The following is a 20,023-nucleotide window of genomic DNA, read 5'->3' on the forward strand; positions in this document are numbered from 1 at the left end:
ATGAGGGCAAAATATGTGGATAACTGAGCTTTTTCAGGGTTCATGTTGGGAAATTCTGGAAAAATTGTGGATAACTACAAAGTAGATCCTGGAAAGCTGGACAATTTGGTATTACGCAAAGGTCTTTAGATATAAGGGAGCAGAAAACGGCACTTTGTCAGGGGTTGTTTTGAGCTTTTTCCGGATTACGCGGATTTGTTTACCATGATATCCTTACTCAACCTGGCGATCCGCAATCTGCCGGCAACGCCCACTCCAAACCTGGTTCCTGCACAACAAAGTGGACACCCGCACCGCCAAAGAGGCCTGGTATCTCTGCCAGTATTACTACGAGAATACCCGGCCCTTCCTGAAGCAGCTAACCGAAGGAAGCAAGCTGGATGAGGAACGGAAGATCCTGCGCCTGCTGCAAAAAGAGCCGAAACAGGAGATGACCCACAGTAGGTTGCTGTGCCTCTCGCACATGACTTCACGGGAGTTCCGGGGCTGCATCGAATCTCTGATCGAGAGGCAGGCCATCATCTGTCACAACCGGGAGGCGGGAAACAACAAAATCGCCCTGCGCTATGTGCTGAATCCCGTATTGAGCTACGTGTACATCCACTGATACATGAATGGGCCAGCAGACGTCGGCCTTTTTCTCCCCCAGGTCAAATTAGCCAAATTAGCAAATTAGCACCTTATACACCCCAGCCGGGAGGGGTTTGGGAAAAATCATTGAATAGGATATGCAACATACTGGTATATATATACTTATATATAATATATACTAATTTAGTAGGTATTAGTAGTTAGTAGGTATAAATGTAAGTAATATAGTATGTTGATGCATCTCTCCGTCCAGGACCAGGAACATCCCTCCGGCGCTGGTGTAAGACGTGCTAATTTGCTAATTTCGCTAACTTGGCCTCTCAAATTAGCCAAATTAGCAAATTAGCACCTTTACACCCAGAGCGTCTCATAATCGAAGTTGAACCTTCCGTCATCCCGGACTTGATCCGGGATCCAGAAAAGCCTCGCAGAAGCGGCATAACGATAGCGAGGGTGTGGAGGCGCGGCTTCAGCCGCGGCGGAACCCCTCTGTCCACCGTGTATATCAAACATTTTTTCAAGGCCACCACCCCACCCCGAAACGTGGTGCGTTTCGGGGTGGGGTGGTGGCAATTTTCATTGATCTTCGTTCTGTCGCGTTACGAGGGGTTTCGTTCGCTGCGCTCACTGCCCACCCTCGCTATCGTTCTGCCGCCTCTGCGAGGCTTTGCCTGGATGCCAGCCTGCGTCGCTCGACTCCAGCTTCACCGCCCGGAATGACGGAGTGGGGCCGGAGGTTGAAAGTTCTGTGTTCGGAATACCTCTGCACCCACTCGGTTTGCAAGAGTGCCGCAATTGTTTTGGCGTGTTTCGCCCGTCCTGGCAGGGGATGTCCGGATGATAAAAGACGGAAGCGGGCAAGATCACCCGCAGGGCAGAAGACGGAAGGCGGTGGCTTCAGCCACCGTTGGGGATAGAGGTGTTTTGGTTCGCCAAAGACAATGTCCGGTTGGCTTTAGCCACCGGTGGAGGCCAGCTTTCCTGATCCGGATGCCAAATGACCCGGCGGTTGAAACCGCCGGTGATCGTCTTGATCCGGTGCCGGCATCCCGGTACGGTGGCTGAAGCCACCGCCTTCCGTCTTTGCCCTGCTGGCAGGGGCAATTTTCACCGCCTTTGTGTTTAAGGCCTGGATTCCGCGGCCCCGCGTGCTGACGCACGCCTTTCCTGAATGACACTCTGGGACTTGGTGGGGAGTGTTTGAATCCGAGAACCCGTCCAATCAGTGAATCTGTATGAAATGTGAATGTCTGGATTCTGCTGTAGTCGATGCTCCTGCGTCGCTCAACTCCAGCGTAGGTTCCTTCCACCCTGAGACGTTATCTCAATCCATCCCGATCACAGAGCGCAGTTGCCTGATCTTGGCGGCGGCCAGTTCCCTGGCCTTGGCAGAGCCGGTTTCCAAGATGGCGGCGATCCGCTCTGGCGCGGACATCAGTTCTGTGTAGCGTTCGCGCAGAGGAGTCAGGGCGGCGTTCATCGCTTCGAAGAGCTCTTGTTTGGCATGGCCCCAGCCCATGCCTCCGGCCAGATAGCGGCGGCGGAGGTCCTCCACCTGTTCAGTTGAAGCAAAACTGCGGTAGAGGGCAAATATGGTGCAGGTGGCGGGGTCCTTGGGCTCTTCCACGCCCTGGGAATTGGTCACGATGCGCATCACCAGCTTGCGCAGTTCCTTTTCAGAAGCGAACATCGGGATGGTGTTGCCGTAGCTTTTGGACATCTTGCGCCCATCCAGTCCCAGCAAAGTCTTGCTGTGTTCGGTGGCGATGGGCTGGGGCAAACTGAAGCACTCCTGTCCATAGGTGAAATTGAAGCTCTGGGCGATATCCACGGCCATTTCCACATGCTGAAACTGGTCGTTGCCCACCGGCACGAGGTCGGTGTCGAAGAGCAGGATGTCGGCCGCCATCAGCACGGGATAGGTGAACAGGCCCATGTTAACGCCGTCATCGGGATCGCGTCCGGCCTCGGAATTGGCTTGGAGCATGGCCTTGTAAGCGTGGGCGCGGTTCATCAGGCCTTTGGGCGTGAAAGCCAGCAGCATGGCCAGCAGTTCAAAAGTTTGGGGAACCAGGGATTGCTTGTAGAAGAGCACCTTGTCCGGATCGAGGCCCGAGGCCAGCCAGGCGGCGGCGATCTCCAGGGTCATGGCGCGGATGGCGGCGGGGTCCTTGCAGGAATTGAGGGCGTGGTAGTCGGCGATGAAATAGCGCGCCTCGCAGCTTTGGGAAAGTTCCAAAGCCGGGCGGATGGCGCCCAGATAGTTGCCGATGTGGGGTATCCCGGTGGGTTTGATGCCGGTGAGGGCCACTTTCATTGTTCATTCTCCTGAGGGTAAACTGCGGCAAAGAGGTCGGCGTCCACGGCGTTGGTAACGTCCGCGCGGATGATCTGGCCGGGCTGCAGGCCGCTGCCTTCGATGTAGGTGACGCCGTCCACCTCCGGCGCCTGAAACCAGGCCCGGCCGATCCAGGCGTTTTCCTCGTCCTCGTCCTCGGCTTCCTCCACCAGCACCTCCACGCTTTTGCCCACATAGCTTTCCAGCAGCTGTTCGCGGCGCTTCGCCTGCCAGGCCAGCAGCGCGTTCATCCTCCTGGCGGCGGTGCGGGGCGGAACCTGCTCTTCCAGCGCGAACGCCGGGGTGCCGGCCTCGCGGGAATAGTTGAACACACCGAGGTGTAGAAAGGGAATGGCGGCCACAAAGCTTTTAAGGGCAAGGGCTTCGGCCTTGGTCTCGCCGGGGAAGCCGCTCATCACGGTGGTGCGGAGCACGGCCTGGGGCAGCTCTTTGAGTATGGTGGTGAAAAGCGCTTCCAGCTCGCGGCGCCCCTTTTTGCGGTTCATGGCTTTCAGGACGCGGTCTTCGCTGTGCTGGATGGGGATCTCGAAATAGGGCAACAGCTTGGGCTGGCGCTTCCAGAGCTCCAGCCAGGCGGTTTCAAAGTGGTCCGGATGCATGTACATCACGCGGATCCAGCGGTACTGCGGCAGGGCGCCGAGCCTTTCCAGCAGTTCCGGCAAGGCTTTGCGGCCGTAGATGTCCAGGCCATAATTCGCCGTGTCCTGGGCGATCACCACCAGTTCCCGCCAGCCGTCTTCGGGCTCGCCGGCCAAGGCCTCGGCTTCCTTCACCAGCGCTTCGATGGGAACGCTGCTCATGCCTCCGCGAATGGAGGGAATGGCGCAGTAGCTGCAGTTGTTCGAGCAGCCGTCGCTGACGCGCAGATAGCGGTGAAATCCACCCTGGATGGCGGTCCGGGGGTATTCTGAGGCCGGCTCGAGCCGCAGCCGGCGTTCCAGCGCGGCAAAATCCTTCAGCCCGATCCAGGCGTCCACTTCGGGAAAGAGGCCTGCAAAATCCTCCAGCCCACGGTTCATCAAACAGCCCGTCACCAGCAGCTGTTCGAACTGCCCCTCCTGCTTCAGGATGGCCAGATCGCTCAACACCAGATCCAGTTCGCGCAGCGAATCCTCCAGGAAAGAGCAGGTGTTCACCAGCACGAGGTCAGCCTCTTCAGGATAGTCCGCGGCTTCGTAACCGGCCCGTTCCAGGATGGCGGCGAAAACTTCGCTGTCCACCAGGTTTTTGGCGCAGCCCAGGCTTTCGATGAAATATTTGCTCATGAGAGAGGGTGGATGAAAAGTCCCGAACGCAACTTGGGCTCGAACCAGGTGGACTTGGGCGGCATGATCAGGCCAGCGTCGGCGATGCTCAGCAGCTCGTCCATGGAGGTGGGAAACATGGCGAAAGCCACGGCTTCGCGGCCGCTGTCCACGCGGCGGACCAGTTCATCCAGGCCGCGGATGCCGCCCACGAAGTCGATCCTTTTGTCCCGGCGGGGATCGCCAATGCCCAGAATGGGGTGCAGCAGGTTGTCCTGCAGGATGGAAACGTCCAGCGAGGCCACCGGATTGGCGGTGTCCCAGCTGCCCGCTTTCGGCACCAGGCGGTACCAGGAGTGGTCCAGATACATGGCGATCTCGTGGGTTTGGCCGGGCTGGAAATTGCCCGCTTCCCTGATGGGAGTGAGCTGGAATTTCTGCTCCACCAGCTTCAGGAAGTCTTCTTTGGAATGGCCGTTGACGTCTTTCACCACGCGGTTGTAGTCGAATATTTTCAGCTGGTTGTCCGGGAAGATCACGGCCATGAAGAAGTTGAACTCTTCCTCGCCAGTGAAGTGCGGATGCTGCTCCCGGCGCAGGAGGCCCACCTTGGCGGCGCTGGCGGTGCGGTGATGCCCGTCGGCCACGTAGAGGCAGTCCAGATCGGCGAACGCGGCCTGGATGGCGGCGATGTCCGCGGGATCGTCCAGCAGCCAGAGCGAGTGGCCGATGCCATCGTCGGAAACGAAGTCGTACACAGGTTCCTTGGCCTGTTTCACGCGCTCCACCACTGTGTCGATGGCATCTTGGTGGCGGTAGGTGAAGAAGACCGGCGAGGCGTGAGCATCGCAGGCGTCAACGTGGCGGATGCGGTCCGCTTCCTTGTCGGCCCGGGTGAATTCGTGTTTCTTGATCTTGCCGGCCATGTACTCGTCCACCGAGGTGAGCCCCACCAGGCCGTTCTGCTCGCGGCCGTCCATGGTTTGGCGGTAGATGTAGAAAAGCGGCTGGGGATCCTGCTTCATGTGGCCCTGGAGGCTGTAGTTGTCCAGGTTTTCCTTCGCCTTGGCGTAAACCGCGGGATCGTAGAGATCGGTGCCGGCGGGCAGATCGACCTCGGGCTTTTCCACGTGGATATAGCTGAGCGGATGCTTCTGAACCTCGATCCGGGCTTCGTCCGAATCCATCACATCGTAGGGCAGCGAAGCGATCTCCGCCGCGCGCTGGGGCACCGGACGCAAAGCCCGGAAGGGTTTGAATACTGCCATGAGGCGCTCCTGTTTATGTTTTGTTAATGATAATAGTGGGAAAGGACCTTGATCATGTCCAGATGGTCGTTCACGCCGGCGGTTTCGCGGATCGAGTGCATGGCCCAGAGCGGGTTGCCGACGTCCACGGTGTTCATCCCCAGCTGCGCGGCGAGCACCGGGCCCACCGTGCTGCCACAGAGCAGGTCGCTGCGCATCATGAATTTCTGGCAGTTCACGCCCGCGGCTTTGGCATTCAGCGAAAAGATCGTGCTGCTGGTGACGGTGGTGGTGTATTTGTGGCTGGCGTTCCATTTGATCACGGGCCCGCCGTTCATCACCGGCGAGGTTTTGGCATCGTATTTTTCCGGATAGCTGGGATGGTAGGCGTGGGCCATGTCCGCGCTCACCAGGAAGGAGCGGTCCAGCGAGATCAGATGTTCCTGGCGGTCCAGGCCCTGGGCCAAAGCCACGCGTTCCAGCACGTTGGCCAAAAACGATGATGCCGCGCCTTGGAGGGTGGTGGAGCCGATCTCCTCGTGGTCGAAGAGGGCGGCCACACAGGTGAGGCGTGGCCTGGCGGTGCCGCGGAGGGCGCTGAGGATGGCGTGGCTCATGCCCAGGTTGTCCAGCCGGCCGCTGAAGATCAGGCTGCCGTCCAGGCCGCCGGTTTCCGCTTTGGCGCGGTCGTAGAGGAAGAGTTCCATGTCCAGGATGAACTCCGGATCGAGGTCGATGGCGGCGGCCACAGCTTCCTTGAGGGGGTCGGCGCTGCCGGAAGTGGAGGTGAGGATGGCCTGGAGATGGTTCTGCTTGTTGTATTCAAAACCTTTGTTCACCTCGCGGTTGAGGTGGATGGCGGCGTTGGGGATGATGGCCGCGGTGGTGGTCAGGTCCACGGACCTCAGGTCCGCCAGTTCGTCATCCAGCTTCACGGCCACCTGTCCGGCGATGCCCAGGTCGCGGTCCGTCCAGGTGCTGAGGATGGGCCCGCCGTAAACTTCGACGGCCACACGGGTCACGCCGTTTTCGGTGCGCACGCTGTCCGGCTTGAGTTTGAGGCCGGGGCTGTCGATGTGGGAGGCGGCGATGTGGTAGCCCGCTGTCGTCAGGGGTTCGGAGCCCACCACGAAGGCGATCACGCTGGTGCCCCGGGGCACGTAGTGTTTGTCGCCGGGTTTAAGCTTCCACTTGTTCTGTTCGTAGAGGGCATCGAATCCGCTGGCCTCAAGGCGTTTGCGGATCTCCCCCGAAGCCTGCGCGGCGCTGGGTGAGCCGTCCAGAAAGGCGAGAAGGTCTTTGATGTGTTTGTGCATGTGAGCGTACCTCGGTCTTTAAAGCAGTTGGGAACTATTTTTCCCGGCCCCGCTTTTATGTCAAAGGGATAAATGCCTCAGCGGTAGAGATAGCGTTTGATCTTTTGCGTGGGCGTTTTTTGGAAAGCCTCGTTCACGATGTGGAACTTGATGATGCGGCTGAAATCGGCCAGGGATTTGTTCACCGCCTGGCGGTTTTCCTCCATGATCTGGGGTAGTTTGGCTTCCGGGACCTTGTCCTGGTCCAGGGCGTCGAGGTCCGGATAGACCAGGGCGTGCAGCTGGCGGTCGCGTTCCACCACCACGGATTCCAGCACATAGGGCAGATTGTTCACTTTTTGTTCCACCAGCTCGGGATAGATGTTCTCGCCGCTGGGTCCCAGGATCATGTTTTTGCTGCGCCCGCGCAGATAGATGAAGCCGTCCTTGTCCAGGGTGCCGATGTCGCCGGTGTAGAGCCAGCCTCCGCGCAGGGTTTCGGCGGTGGCCTCGGGGTTGTTGTAATAGCCAGAGAAGAGGTTGTCGCCGCTCAGCACCACCTCGCCGGGAATATTGGCGGGATCGCGTGAATCGATCCGGCAGCGCAGCGAATCCACGATCTTGCCGCTGGATTCGAACCGATTGTTGAACCAGCGCGCGTAACTGATCAGCGGTCCGCACTCAGTCATGCCATAGCCAATGGTGAAGGGAAACTGGATCTTTCTCATGAATTGTTCCACTTCGGCGTTCATCGGCGCGCCACCCGCGATCAGTTCCACGATGTTGCCGCCAAAAGCAGTCATCAGCTTGTCCTTGATCTTTTTATAGACCACTTTGTTAAGCAGCGGGATCTTCATCATCACCTTCATCTTTGGCTCTTCGATCACGGGCTGCAGCTGCTTCTTATAAATCTTTTCGATCAGCAGCGGCACCACCAGCACCACCTCCGGTTTCAGGTCCTGCAGCGCGCTCAGCAGCAGTTTTGGTGCCGGGATCTTGTCCAGGAAGTTGATGTGGTTGCCCCGCGTGAAGGGATAGAGCAGGTCGAAGGCGCTGGCGAAGGAATGGGCCAGAGGAAGGAAACACAAAACCTTAGCGCCCACGCTGAAGGTCAGGTTTTCCCGCGCGTAGATCAGGTTCGCCAGCAGCGAACGGTGCGAGAGCATCACGCCCTTCGAAAAGCCCGTGGTGCCGGAGGTGTAGATGATCGAGGCGATGTCCTCGTTGTCGCAGACGTCCGGCCAATGCAGCTGGTCCTTGCCCAGGTTCAGCAGTTCGCGGTTGTCCTCAAGGGGTTTCACCAGCTCCGCGCGCTTGTCCGGCCGGTTGAACAGCAGCCGGAAATCCTCCAGGCAGAAGATGTATTTCACCCGGCGGATCTGGTCTTCCTCGATGCTGTCAAATTTGTCCCTGGCGATGAATAGGATCTCGGCGTCCGAATGGTTCACGATGTGGGCGGTGTCCTCCGGCGAAAAATTGGCCAGGATGGGCACGACGGTGCCGCCGTAGGTGACCGCGGACAGCCAGACCAGCGCCCAGTTCGAGCCGTTCTTGCCGGCCAGGGCGATCTTCGAGCCTTTTTGCAGGCCACACTCTTTATAGAGGCCGTGCAGCCAGGCCATCCGCCTCGCCGCCTCGCCGTAGGTGACGGCCGGCCCAGGATAGTCGGTGACGGCCGGAAGGTCCCAGTAACTCTTGATGGAATCCAACAGGTAGGGTATCAGTTTTTCGGTGATCATAAACTTCTCCAGATCCAAAATTTGGAAAACCTATTGTGAATGAAGTGGCTTTGGCTGTCAAGACTTTTTATCCGGCGGCCCCCCTCGCGGCCACCCAGCAAACCGAAGCGCAGCTATCCAAAGCTGCGAATCTACCGCCTTGGCGAGGCATACAGAATCCGCATGATTGGAATCATGCGCCACCCAGCAAACCGTAGCGCAGCTTTCCAAAGCTGCGAATCTACCGCCCTCTCCCGCTCCGTCATTCCGGGCGGTGAAGCTGGAGTCGAGCGAGTCACGAGCATCGACTCCAGCAGAGCCAGACCCGGAATCCAGACGTTCCGGGTAATGCCCTCAGAGGGTGTCGATACAGACTGCGTCCGGAATGACGCATCGATACTTGTTGGGTTAAGGTTCTTCGGTGATTTTGTCACTCAACCCACTCGGTTTGCAAGAGAGCCAAATGTATTCTCAACCCAGGCTGGCAGAGCGGGAGTTTCCTTCTTCTATCTGATGATCAGCTTTTTAACGGTATTGACCGTGGACGTTCGCAAGCGGTAAACATACATCCCGGCCGGCAGGCTTCGTCCGTCCAGATCGATCTGGTGTTCCCCGGCAGTCAGATCCTGGCGGCCGATCAGTTCTCCACGCAGGTTGTAAATGCTGAGGGTCCCTGTCTCCCCTGCCGCCACCCGGGCTTTCAGGTTGATCAGCCGGTTTTTGCCCGAAGGATTTGGCCAGGCCGCGTACAAGCGGGATTGGCCCTCCGCCGGGGGCGTGGTTTCGTCTTCCACCGCCACCTCGGTTCCCAGCCTGGCGATGAAGATATCAGCGCCGCCACTGCTGGCAAGGGTGGTGGGGCCAAAGCTGGCCGTGCCTGTGAACATCCCCGTCACGCAGCAATTGCCGGCGGCGTCCACGGAGAGGTCGCAGCTCCAGTCAGTGCCGGAACTTCCTGCCTGCCGGGCCCAGAGGAAGTTTCCGGCGGGATCGAGCGCGCAGGCGAAGATGTCGGTTGCCCCGTTGCTGGTAAGAGTGATGGGGCCAAAATCGGCGCTGACCTGAAACGCCCCCGTCACACAGCAGTTGCCGGCGCCGTCCACGGCGATGTCGCCATAAAACAGCGAGTAGCTGGTCCAGCCGGCCTGTCTGGCCCACCCGAAATTCCCGCTGGGATCCAGCTTGCAGACAAAGTTGTTCATCCCGGTCCCGCTGGTCAGAGTGGTGTCTCCAAAGCTGGCGGAGCCCTGGAAAACTCCCGTGACATAGCTGTTGCCGGCAGCGTCCGCGGCGATGCCGCAACCCGCGGTAACGCTAAATTCTCCTCCGGCTTGCCTGGCCCACAGGAAGTTTCCCTCCGCGTCCAATTTGCAGACGAACAGATCGCTATATTCCCCCTCACTGGTAAGGGTGACGGGGCCAAAATCGGCTGAGTGGCTGAACCCCCCGGTCAGAAGGCAGTTGCCGGCGTTGTCCACGGAAAGGTCATTTCCCATGTCAGAGTCACATCCCCCGGCCCGCCTGGCCCAGATGAAATTGCCATCAACATCCAGTCTGGCGAGGAAGGCGTCCTCATAGCCCTGGGAGACTAAAGTGGTTGAGCCAAAGGTGGCCGAGCCGCTGAACAAACCGGCAATGTAGCAGTTGCCCGCGCTGTCCAGGGCGATGGACATGCCCATGGTATCATCAAAACCTCCGGCCCGGCTGGCCCAAAGGAAGTTTCCACCCGCGTCCAGCTTGCAGACGAAGGCGTCCTTTTCTCCGCTGGCAGTTAGCTCTATGTCGCCGAACTGGGCGGTGCCGGCAAAATCCCCCGTCAGGAAGACGCTTCCAGACGCGTCAACAACTATGGATCTGCCGCCGTCGAAACCAGGGCCTCCGGCTTGCCTGGTCCAGCGGAAATTGCCACCGGTATCCAGCTTGGAGACGTAAACATCGCCATCGCCCAGGCTGCTGAGGATGGTTCCTCCAAAGCCGGCTGATTCTCGGAAGAAGCCAGTCACATACAGGTTGCCGGCATTGTCCGCGGCGATGCCCAGGCCATAGTCATAGCCCTCTCCCCCCGCGCGCTCTGCCCACTGCCATTCTGGCACTGTCTGCGCGCCCAGGCTGGCCAGGGCGGAAACCAGGATAAAGCAGAGCGAAAGCGCTGCCATTCTATTCATTTCTTACTCCAGAAGGTTACTGGCTTCATAACGCGCCAAGCTTTGCCAGACCCGCAAATATAGTCAAGGGAAAAACGCCTTTTACCCACCCTCGCCCCAAGCATCAATACGGTATCAATACGGAATCAATACGGATTTCATCCGTAATGATTCCGTATTGATACCGTATTGATGCTTGGGGCGAGGCCGGAAATCTACTCGTATCTGAGGGCGTCGATGAGGTTCAGGTTCGCGGCTTTGCGGGCGGGATACCAGCCGAAGAAAACGCCGATCAGGCAGGAAAAGCCTACGGAGAGGAAGATCGACCAGGGGGTCACCACGATGCTCCAGCCCATGGTTTTGCCCAGGATCACGGCCAGGCCCCAGCCCAGGGCGATGCCGATGAGCCCGCCGAGGATGCTGATGGTGATGGCTTCGATGATGAACTGCAGCAGGACGTCGCGTTTTCCGGCGCCCACGGCCATGCGGATGCCGATCTCCTTGATCCTTTCGGTCACCGAGACCAGCATGATGTTCATGATGCCGATCCCGCCCACGAGCAGCGAGATCCCGGCGATGCTGGCCAGAAGCACGGTCATGGTGTTCGAAACGCTGCTGGCGGCCTCGGCCACGTCGGTTTGCGAGCTCACCATGAAATCGGCGGCGGTGGTGCCGCTGTGGCGGCCCTGCATGAGGTTCGAGATATCTTCCTGAACGATGGGAATGCGTTCCTGCGAAACGGCTGAAACGATGATGGTGAGAAAACGCCAGCGCGCTCCGATGAGGCGGGTGGAGGTGGTGGAATGGGGCGCGAGGACGATGTCGTCCTGATCGTTGCCCGAGGTGCTCTGGCCCTTTGATCTGAGCACGCCTTTCACCGTGAAGGGGATGTTGCGGATGCGCATGATCTTGCCCACGGGATCCTCGCCCACAAAAAGGTTGTCCGCCACGGTCTTGCCCAGCACGCAGACTTTGGCGCCGTTCTCCACCTCGGAGGGGTAGAAAAAGTCGCCCGATTCCATCTGCATGTCGCGGATGAGGAAATAATCCACATCGACACCCATGATGCGGCCGCGCCAGTTGTTGCTGCCGAATTTGAGTTGGCCCCAGGTGTTGTAAACCGGCGAAGCGTAGAGCACGCCGTCAACTTGGTTCCGGATGGCGTCCACGTCACCTTCCTCGAGGGTGTTGCCGGAGCCGGCAGCCTGGCGCGCGGTGCTTTGGGTGTTGGTGAAATTGGACATCACGGAGATCACGTTCGTGCCCATGGTGCTGATCTGATCGTCCACCACCTTTTTGGCGCCTTGGCCGATGGCGATCATGGTGATCACGGCGGCCACGCCGATGATGATGCCCAGCATGGTGAGAAAAGTGCGGGTCTTGTTGCGGGTGAGGGATTTGAGGGCGATGCGCAGGATCCCGAAAACCGACATCAGGCCACCTCCTCGCCGTCGTCCAGACGGGGCAATTTCTTCAAATCTTCAGTGGCGTCGCGCGGCTTGGGGTTGGGCACATCGGAGATGATGCGGCCGTCGCGGAAAGTGATGATCCGGGTGGCGTACTGGGAGATGTCGAATTCGTGGGTTACCAAGATCACGGTCTTGCCCTCGGAGTGCAGCTTTTGGAAAAACTCCATCACCTCCACGCTGGTGCGGGTGTCCAGATTGCCCGTGGGCTCGTCCGCCAGCAGGAACACGGGGTCGTTGACGATGGCGCGGGCGATGGCCACACGCTGCTGCTGGCCTCCGGAAAGCTGGTTCGGGAAATGGCGGGCGCGGTCGTTCAGGCCCACTGTTTCGAGTGCTTTGAGGGCCCGGGCGTGGCGGTCTTTGGCGTGGAGTTTTTTGGAATACAAAAGGGGCAGTTCCACGTTTTCCAGCGCCGTGGTGCGGGGCAAAAGGTAAAAGCTCTGGAACACGTAGCCGATCTTGTGGTTGCGCACTTGGGTGATCTCGGCATCGTCCATGGCGTGAACATCGAAGCCATCAAGGATGTAGGTACCGGAGCTGGGTTTGTCCAAACAGCCGATCAGGTTCATGAAAGTGGTCTTGCCAGAGCCGCTGGCGCCCATGATGGCGATGAATTCGCCGGTTTGGACGTCCAGATCGATCCCGCGCAGGGCGTGAACCTGGATCTCGCCCATGGTGTAGGTTTTGGTGATCCCGCGCGCGCTGAGCAGGGTTCTTGCCGTCATGCTCAGAACCTTGGCCCCATGCCGGGTCCGCTCAGGGCGCTGTTGCCCACGGCCTGGGAGGGATCTTTGTAGATGACGCCGGTGATGATCTTCGTATCCGGAGCGAGGGGGCTGAGCACCTCCACGAAAGCGCCGTCGGAAACGCCGGTGCGCACCATGATCAGCTCCGGTTCCTTGTCTTTCAGCACCCAGATCAAGGCTGAGCCGCCGCCACGACCCATTCCGCCGGGCATTCTGCCGGTGGGCATGCCTGTGGAAGGCCTGCCGCCGGGTAAACCGCGGACGGGTCTTCCGGAAGAAGCTTTGGTACTATCAGGGCTGGACTTCAGAGAGCTGTCGGGCCTGGCGTCCCCCCGAACAGGAGCCTTGTCGTTGTTGGTGGAAGCCATGGCCTTTTCCAGCGCGGCTTTACGGGCGTTGGCGATCAGGTCGTCCTCCCATTTGAGGCCGAAAAGCTCCCACACTTCCTTGCTGGGGGTGAAGCGGGTGGCGGTTTCGGGGATGCGGGCCACGTTTTCCTTGGACTGGGTGATGATCGTCACATTGGTGGTCATGCCGGGAAGCAGCTTGTGGTCGGGGTTGGCGGCGTCGATGATCACGCTGTAGCTCACCACGTTTTGCTCGGTCTCGGATTTGAGCCGGATCTGCTGCACGGAGCCGCTGAACATCTGGCCGGCGTGAGCATCCACGCTGAATTCCACCGGCAGGCCCACGGAAATTTTGCCGATGTCGGCCTCGTCCACGCTGGCCGTGATCTCCATCTGGTCCAGGTTGTTGGCTATGGTGAAGAGGGTGGGCGAGTTCATGCTGGCGGCCACGGTCTGGCCTTCGGAAACCTCGCGGGATACGATCACGCCGTCGATGGGCGAGGTGATGGTGGCGTTGCTGAGGTTCTTCTGGGCGGTTTGAAGCCGCAGCTGGGCCGTGGCCAGGTTCAGTTCGGCTTGGTCGAGGCTGAATTCGTCTTTCTTTAGCTCGTAGGCTGAGATCATGTCGCGTCCGGAGAGCGACTTGCTGTTGTTGTATTCCATGCGCGCTTCGTCGCGGGAAATGCGGGCCTTGTTCACTTCGGTCTGGGCGGATTCCACGCTGGTGGCCAGGATCTCGGTGTCCAGCCGGGCCAGCACTTCGCCCTTTCTCACGTTGTCGTTGAAGTCCTTGTAAAGGGTTTTGATGGTGCCGGAAACCTCGGTGCCCACCTCCACCAGCACGGTGGGATTGAGCGAACCGGTGGCTGTCACCACCTCGCGGATGGTGCCGTTGGAGGGGCTGTCGGTCTTCCATTCGGGGCGGTTGCTGTTTTTGCGCACCTGGGCGTAAACGATCACGGCGGCGATGACAAGCAGCACTATAATGACGTATTTGAGATATTTTTTCATGGTGTAACCCCTGTCACCATTTGCCCTGGATCTTTTGGGAAAGCAGGTTGTTAATGGCCTCCTGGCGGGCCAGGATCTGGTAGCGGTTGTTGTTGTAGGCGATCTCGGAATTGATGAATTCCACGCGGGTCTTGTCCAGTTCCAAAAGCTCGATCAGACCCAGGCGGAAGCGTTCTTCGGCCACGCGGATCTGGCTTTCGCTCTGGGCGAGTTTTTCGCCGTAAAGCTCGTCCAAGCGGTTCAGATAGGCCAGTTCTTGGGTGAGGGTGGCGTATTGCCGGTCGATCTCGTCGATCTGCTGCTGAATCTCCAGCTCGGCCAGGCGCTGGGCGAGGTCGCCGCGTTTATTGGTCTCCCCCTGTCTGAACTGGTTCCAGAGCGAGTAGCTGAAATTCAGGCCCAAGGTGTGGTTGGTGCCGTAGGTGTCGAAGTCGAAGTTGTCGCCGCTCACGCTGCGGCTGAAATTGTAGGCCAGGCTCACGCGGGGAAAGTAGTTCAGAAAGCTCTGGGTAAGGCCCAGTTCGCCGCGCTTGAGGTCTGCCTTGAGCAGTTTCACCTGGTTGCTCTGTTCCGGTCCCAACTCCGGCAGGCTGTAGTTGTTGTCCGGAACCAGCTCCGCCAGTTCATGGCCGGCATCATCCATGCGCACCAGGCTGAAGAGCTGGGCGCGTTTGGCGGCGATGGAGTTTTCCAGCTGCAGGATGGAGATGCGGGCGTTCATCACGGCGATCTCGCTTTCCTTCACATCAAAGCTGGTGTTCTTGCCCAGTTGGTTCAGCACCTGGGCCTGTTCCCACACGCGGGTTTGGATCTCCAGATTCTTCTGCAGCGAGGAAAGCTGGCGCTGGGTGCTCAGCACATCCAGATAGGCCGTGAAAACGCTGTAGGCATAGGCGCTGGCGCTGGTTTGGCGGGTCAGCTCGGCCTTGGCGGCGTCCAGCTTGGCATACTTGTAGTTGAACCAGGCATCGTCGTTGAGGCTGATGGTTTTGCTGATGGAAAAACCGGCCTGGCTGCTCAGATCGGCGGCGGGTCCGGAATTGTAAAAATCGTTGCTGATGCCAAAATTCACGCCGGCCTCGGGCAACAGGTTCCAGGTGGCGCTGCGGAGGCTGGAGCGGCTGGATTCATAGGCAAGTTCGCTGCGCAGCATGCCATAGCTGTTCTCCAGGCCATGCCCGACGAGCTCGTCCAGGGTGTACTGCTGCGCCAGCAGAGCCAGCGGCAGCAACAGCAGGAGGGTGGTTAGTGCTTTCATGATCTTCATATATCCTTCAAAATAGATGTCTGCGTGCGTCAGGCAGGATGGCCCACGTTACTCATTACCGCACTTTGGGGCTTTTCCTGCATTAATTGTGTACGGCGGAACCATCTTCAGGATGCACTGTTTTTCAAAGCCGCGATACAGACAAGGAAAAATTCTTGCCGGGAAAGCCATGCCATTTTTTCTGGCACTCAAAGACAAAAAATCAAGCCAAGGAGAAATCATGCCCTACAATCTTAGAAACCGCCATTTTCTGACCCTGATGGACTTTTCGCCGCAGGAGATCGGATTCCTTTTGGACCTCTCGCTGAGCCTGAAAAAAGCCAAATACGCGGGAACCGAGCAGCAGCGCCTCAAAGGCAAAAACATCGCCCTGATCTTTGAAAAGGACAGCACCCGCACCCGCTGCGCCTTTGAAGTGGCCGCCCTTGACCAGGGCGCGCACGTCACCTATCTGGGCCCCACCGGCAGCCAGATGGGCAAAAAGGAATCCATCGCCGACACCGCCCGGGTGCTGGGCCGCATGTACGACGGCATCGAATACCGCGGCTACGGCCAGGAGATCGTGGAAGAGCTGGCCCAATACGCCGGCGTGCCTGTCTGGAACGGACTCACAAACGAAGACCACCCCACCCAGGTGCTGGCCGATTTCCTCACCGCCAGGGAACATCTGAACAAGCCGCTGAACGAAATGGTCTTCGTCTATGCCGGTGACGGGCGCAACAACGTGGCCAACGCCCTGATGATCGGCGCCGCCAAAACCGGGATGGATTTCCGCATCGTGAGCCCCAAATCCCTCTTCCCGGAAGCCGCGCTGCTGAAGAAATGCAAGGATGTGGCCAAAACCACCGGCGCCACCATCACCATCACCGACGACATCGCCAAAGGCGTGAAGAATGCCGATGTGATCTACACCGACGTCTGGGTCTCGATGGGAGAACCGGACAGCGTTTGGGCCGAGCGCATCAAGCTGCTCAAACCCTATCAGGTGAACGCCGCCATGATGAAAAAAACCGGCAAGCCCAGCACCCTCTTCATGCACTGCCTGCCCGCGTTCCACGACCTCAAGACCACTGTAGGCAAGCAGATCAACGCCAAGTTCAAGCTCAGCGCCATGGAGGTTACCGACGAGGTGTTCGAATCGCCCAACTCCGTGGTCTTCGACGAGGCGGAAAACCGCATGCACACGATCAAGGCCGTGATGGTTGCCACCCTGGGCAGCTGATCACTTCCATCATATTGAAACAAAGCCGGCGGATCGCTCTGCCGGCTTTATCATTGATGGGTGGGATACCTATTTCACCAAGGCGATCCGCCGCTGCACGGAGTTTCCTCCCTGGCTGGCGCGGATGATGTAGATGCCGCTGGAGGCCGGTCTGCCGTGGTTGTCCAAGCCGTCCCAGCGCTGCACCACGGATTTGGGGCTGTTGCCGTGGAAGAGGGTTTTCACCAGCTGGCCGCGGAGGTTGTAGATCTCCACCAGCACGGGCTGGGCGTTATTTTTCAGCTCCAGCCGGAAGCTGGTTTCGCCTTTGAAGGGGTTGGGGTAATTCGGAGCCAGGGAAATACCCGCGCCGGGTACCAGCCCGGGATCGTCGGCCGCGCTCACTGTTTCGCCGAAATACTGGGTTAAAACGTATTCCACCAATTCCCGTGCGTCGTCCTGATAGATGTTGTAAAGTGGAAAACTCACTCCGCAGACCTTGCCGCTTTGGTTCAGGTTCAGCACCCCCACCGGCAGGCCGCCCATCGCGCCCTGGGGCGTGTCGTCAGCGTAATCCGTGCCGTAGTTGTAGATGGTGGCGCAGCCTGGGCTGGGGCTGATGCTTTCCACGCGGATGATGTGTCCGTTCAGGCTGGTGGTGGTCTTGTCCGGGTCCACGTTCACGGAGGGAAACTGGTCGTGCACGGGAACGGCGAAGCGGAAGCGGGCTGTGTTGCCGGCGTAATCGGCCGCTGCGATCCCGATCGTTTCATAGATGAAGGAATCGCTGTTGAAATTGCCCGGATAGTTGGAATTCAGCTCGAAAGCCAGCGAGGGGAAGTACACGCTGAAGAACAGGTTGCCCCCGGCCTGGATATACTGCTGCAGCGCTTCCCGCGCGAAATAGGGATAGTCCATGCTGGCCTGGTCGTTCCCATGCCAGATGATGGATGAGAAGACGCCGATGTCGGCCAGGCGCAGGTTTTCAGCCAGGGAGTTGAGGTCCAGTTCGGTGGTGGCAAAGCTCGCGGCTGCCAGGGCGTAAAAATCGTCCGCCTGCTGGTCCGTGGGTTGGAAGGGATTGGTTCCGCCCATGTTTTCCGTCTCATCCACGATCAGCACACCCTGGTCCAGCGTCACGGGGCGGCTTTTCACCACCTGCGCGAAAGGACCGGCGTTGCCGCCCTGGTCCACCGCGCGGAGGCTGTAATGATAGTAGTTGAGCGAGCCCACCACATCGTTGTCCAGATATTCGCTGGCGGTGATCAGCCCGCCGATCTGCGTTCCCAGTTCGCCCTGGATCTGCGAGCGGTAAAGCTGGTAGCCGGCCAGGTCATGTTCGTGGTTGTCGTCCCAGTCCAGAGCGATGCTCTGATACTGTGGCTGGTCAGCAAAATTCTGCGGTTCCAGCGGCACGGAGAGCGGCACAGCGGAGGTATAGACCAGATAGCTTTCGTTGCCGAAGTTGTCCACGGAGCCCACCGCGAAATGGTACAGCTGGCCCTGCGTGAGGCCCTGCACCGCCAGATAGTTGGCGGAAGTGGCCACGGGCGTTCCCCAGCTGCCGAAAACCGTGCTGTGATATACGTTGTAAGAGCTGATCAGGGGGTCGCCCAAATCCTCCCAACTCAGCAGGACGGTGGAGCCGTCGCCCCAATCCTGCGCTGTAAGGCCCACCGGGGCCGAAGGCATGTCCGCGAAGGAGGCGGCGCAGGCCACGGAGGCCTTGATCACTTCCGCGCAGTAAGCGGGATTGAGGTTCACCACCAAGTCCTGGGCGGAGTGATAGACGGGCGAGAAGTCGTCTTCGAAAAAGTAGATCACGTGGTAGCCGTTCTGCCAGAAGGGATGGCTGTCGCTGCTGCCGCTGTTCATGCTGCCGTAATAGGCATCCAGGTCCGTGTACTGTTCAGTGATCTGGGCCGCGTAGGCGCTGTGGTCCAGCGAGCCATCGTAAGGCATCAGGCGCACCTGCCAGGGCTGGGGCCCGGTTTCGTTGGCGATCATGTCGTGATTGATCATCAGGCGGATGTTTTCGCCGGCCAGATATGCCGTCTGGGCGTGGTGTTTGGAACCCCAGAGGCCGAATTCCTCCGCGGCGAAGGTCACAAAGCGGATCGAGGTGCGGGGCTGGTAGCCGCTGGCCATCATCACCCGCGCCATTTCCAGGGCGGACACGCTGCCACTGGCGTTGTCGTCGGCCCCGGGCGCGAACACGTAGGGATCGCTGTTGTTCGAGATCGAGTCGTGATGCCCGCCCACAACGATGTACTGGTTCGGGTAGATGGTGCCTGGAATGGTGGCCACCACGTTGTATTGGCTGGTGTTTTGCCACAGGAATTCCTGCAGCACCACGTCGGTGACCCCGTAGCTGAGGAATTTCTGCTGGATCCACTGGGCCACCTGGAGGCGGTTGTCCGCCCGCGCGTAGCGGGTCTGAAAGTCCTGCAGGCTCTGGATGGTGCTCTGCACCGAAGCGGCGTTCACCAGCGCGATCATCTGGTCGATATCGGTCCGCGCGCTGTGGCCGGAGGGTGAGGTCAGCGCAGTCTGGGAAAAGCGCAGCGGCTCCGGCCCCAGCCGGGTGAAGGGGTGGTCGATCAATTCCCGCAGTTGGATCTCGTCCAGGCCGCTTTCGATCAGGTAGGCATCGCTCAGTTCCAGCAGCAGCCTGCCCCCGGCGCCCAGCTCCGGCTGGCCCTGGCCGGGGATCTTCCCGATCAGGTAGAGTTTATGGGCCTCGTCAAGCTCCGTGAGCCGGAAAGCCTGGAATTTCCCCTCCGGCACCAGGGCGATGGCCAGCTCGGAGTCGTAATGCAGGATGGCGCAGCCTGCTTGGTCAAGCTGGCGCATGGATTCGTTCAGGCTTTGCTCCGGGGCGGAGCGGATCCGTTCCACCGGGATCCCGGCCACGAATGTGTTTGCCCAGAGCGCAAGGCAGAGCGGCAGCAAAGCCGCGAGCGTTATAAATCTTTTCATCGAGTCTCCAAATTTTATCCCCAGCTGGGAACTTGCGTGTTTTTCCAAGATCAAGCAACGCCCGTTCCAGTCAAGCGATTTGTTCCAGTTCGGCCGCCCGTCCTTCCGGGACAACGTGTGGTCGGACTTGGCGGCGGCTGTAGCGCAGCATTTCAAGGCTGCGTTTTGTCCTTTCGCGGGATCGGCATCCTGCGCTACGTACCCCCCCCCCGCCCGAACCCAATTTTTGCTTGTGATCCGCCCCGCCTGCATTATTATCTCTTTTGGAAAAACATTCAAGAAGACCTTTGCGTAATACCAAATTGTCCAGCTTTCCAGGATCTACTTTATAGTTATCCACAATTTTTCCAGAATTTCCCAACATGAACCCTGAAAAAGCTCAGTTATCCACATATTTTGCCCTCA

The 20,023-nt window shown here is 59.1% G+C and carries 14 protein-coding genes; 2 read left to right on the forward strand and 12 right to left on the reverse strand.

Features of this window, described 5'->3' with window-relative positions:
* Positions 1-280: 280 nt before the first annotated feature.
* On the forward strand, positions 281-607 hold the full coding sequence (locus LHW45_09395) for a hypothetical protein (GenBank protein ID MCB5285786.1): 327 nt from the start codon (positions 281-283) through the stop codon (positions 605-607).
* A 1,308-nt stretch (positions 608-1,915) separates the two neighbouring features.
* Here LHW45_09395 and trpS read toward each other — a convergent pair.
* The 10 genes from trpS to LHW45_09445 all read right to left on the reverse strand — a co-directional run bounded on the left by trpS (position 1,916) and on the right by LHW45_09445 (position 15,429).
* Positions 1,916-2,908: a tryptophan--tRNA ligase gene (gene trpS, locus LHW45_09400; GenBank protein ID MCB5285787.1), complete on the reverse strand. Its 993-nt coding sequence runs from the start codon at positions 2,906-2,908 to the stop codon at positions 1,916-1,918.
* Entirely contained in the window at positions 2,905-4,215 is a 1,311-nt protein-coding gene (rimO, locus tag LHW45_09405; GenBank protein MCB5285788.1) for a 30S ribosomal protein S12 methylthiotransferase RimO, read from the reverse strand. Before rimO ends, trpS begins: the two co-directional genes overlap by 4 nt.
* Positions 4,212-5,462, reverse strand: coding sequence for a DUF1015 family protein (locus LHW45_09410; GenBank protein MCB5285789.1), 1,251 nt, complete (start codon positions 5,460-5,462; stop codon positions 4,212-4,214). The genes rimO and LHW45_09410 overlap by 4 nt, the downstream gene beginning before the upstream one ends.
* Positions 5,463-5,485: 23 nt before the next feature.
* Complete coding sequence (locus LHW45_09415; GenBank protein ID MCB5285790.1) at positions 5,486-6,757, reverse strand: M18 family aminopeptidase; 1,272 nt, start codon at positions 6,755-6,757, stop codon at positions 5,486-5,488.
* 77 nt (positions 6,758-6,834) lie between these two features.
* Positions 6,835-8,475: an AMP-binding protein gene (locus tag LHW45_09420; GenBank protein MCB5285791.1), complete on the reverse strand. Its 1,641-nt coding sequence runs from the start codon at positions 8,473-8,475 to the stop codon at positions 6,835-6,837.
* Positions 8,476-8,960: 485 nt separating this feature from the next.
* A complete protein-coding gene (locus LHW45_09425) occupies positions 8,961-10,619 on the reverse strand; it encodes an SBBP repeat-containing protein (protein ID MCB5285792.1) in 1,659 nt (552 codons plus the stop codon).
* A gap of 194 nt (positions 10,620-10,813) precedes the next feature.
* Positions 10,814-12,031 (reverse strand): ABC transporter permease, encoded by a 1,218-nt coding sequence (locus LHW45_09430; GenBank protein MCB5285793.1) that lies wholly within the window; start codon positions 12,029-12,031, stop codon positions 10,814-10,816.
* A complete protein-coding gene (locus tag LHW45_09435) occupies positions 12,031-12,792 on the reverse strand; it encodes an ABC transporter ATP-binding protein (protein ID MCB5285794.1) in 762 nt (253 codons plus the stop codon). Before LHW45_09435 ends, LHW45_09430 begins: the two co-directional genes overlap by 1 nt.
* A 2-nt stretch (positions 12,793-12,794) precedes the next feature.
* Positions 12,795-14,171 (reverse strand): efflux RND transporter periplasmic adaptor subunit, encoded by a 1,377-nt coding sequence (locus LHW45_09440; protein ID MCB5285795.1) that lies wholly within the window; start codon positions 14,169-14,171, stop codon positions 12,795-12,797.
* Between the two features lie 13 nt (positions 14,172-14,184).
* A complete protein-coding gene (locus LHW45_09445) occupies positions 14,185-15,429 on the reverse strand; it encodes a TolC family protein (protein ID MCB5285796.1) in 1,245 nt (414 codons plus the stop codon).
* 229 nt (positions 15,430-15,658) lie between these two features.
* Here LHW45_09445 and argF point away from each other — a divergent pair, with 229 nt between their 5' ends.
* Positions 15,659-16,660 (forward strand): ornithine carbamoyltransferase, encoded by a 1,002-nt coding sequence (argF, locus tag LHW45_09450; GenBank protein ID MCB5285797.1) that lies wholly within the window; start codon positions 15,659-15,661, stop codon positions 16,658-16,660.
* A gap of 69 nt (positions 16,661-16,729) precedes the next feature.
* On the opposite strand, the gene LHW45_09455 is transcribed toward argF, so the two are convergent.
* A complete protein-coding gene (locus LHW45_09455; protein ID MCB5285798.1) occupies positions 16,730-19,618 on the reverse strand; it encodes a M20/M25/M40 family metallo-hydrolase in 2,889 nt (962 codons plus the stop codon).
* 70 nt (positions 19,619-19,688) lie between these two features.
* Positions 19,689-19,958, reverse strand: a complete 270-nt coding sequence (locus LHW45_09460) for a hypothetical protein (protein MCB5285799.1) — start codon at positions 19,956-19,958, stop codon at positions 19,689-19,691.
* Positions 19,959-20,023 lie beyond the last annotated feature (65 nt).

The organism is Candidatus Cloacimonadota bacterium, from assembly GCA_020532085.1.
Classification (GTDB): Bacteria; Cloacimonadota; Cloacimonadia; order Cloacimonadales; family Cloacimonadaceae; genus Syntrophosphaera.

Bases quoted from the DNA above. Each gene is read 5' to 3' on its own strand.
- LHW45_09430 (MCB5285793.1), bottom strand. From the start codon at position 12,031: ATGTCGGTTTTCGGGATCCTGCGCATCGCCCTCAAATCCCTCACCCGC.
- LHW45_09420 (MCB5285791.1), bottom strand. From the start codon at position 8,475: ATGATCACCGAAAAACTGATACCCTACCTGTTGGATTCCATCAAGAGT.
- LHW45_09425 (MCB5285792.1), bottom strand. From the start codon at position 10,619: ATGAATAGAATGGCAGCGCTTTCGCTCTGCTTTATCCTGGTTTCCGCC.
- rimO (MCB5285788.1), bottom strand. From the start codon at position 4,215: ATGAGCAAATATTTCATCGAAAGCCTGGGCTGCGCCAAAAACCTGGTG.
- LHW45_09440 (MCB5285795.1), bottom strand. From the start codon at position 14,171: ATGAAAAAATATCTCAAATACGTCATTATAGTGCTGCTTGTCATCGCC.
- LHW45_09445 (MCB5285796.1), bottom strand. From the start codon at position 15,429: ATGAAAGCACTAACCACCCTCCTGCTGTTGCTGCCGCTGGCTCTGCTG.
- trpS (MCB5285787.1), bottom strand. From the start codon at position 2,908: ATGAAAGTGGCCCTCACCGGCATCAAACCCACCGGGATACCCCACATC.
- LHW45_09455 (MCB5285798.1), bottom strand. From the start codon at position 19,618: ATGAAAAGATTTATAACGCTCGCGGCTTTGCTGCCGCTCTGCCTTGCG.
- LHW45_09415 (MCB5285790.1), bottom strand. From the start codon at position 6,757: ATGCACAAACACATCAAAGACCTTCTCGCCTTTCTGGACGGCTCACCC.
- argF (MCB5285797.1), top strand. From the start codon at position 15,659: ATGCCCTACAATCTTAGAAACCGCCATTTTCTGACCCTGATGGACTTT.
- LHW45_09435 (MCB5285794.1), bottom strand. From the start codon at position 12,792: ATGACGGCAAGAACCCTGCTCAGCGCGCGCGGGATCACCAAAACCTAC.
- LHW45_09410 (MCB5285789.1), bottom strand. From the start codon at position 5,462: ATGGCAGTATTCAAACCCTTCCGGGCTTTGCGTCCGGTGCCCCAGCGC.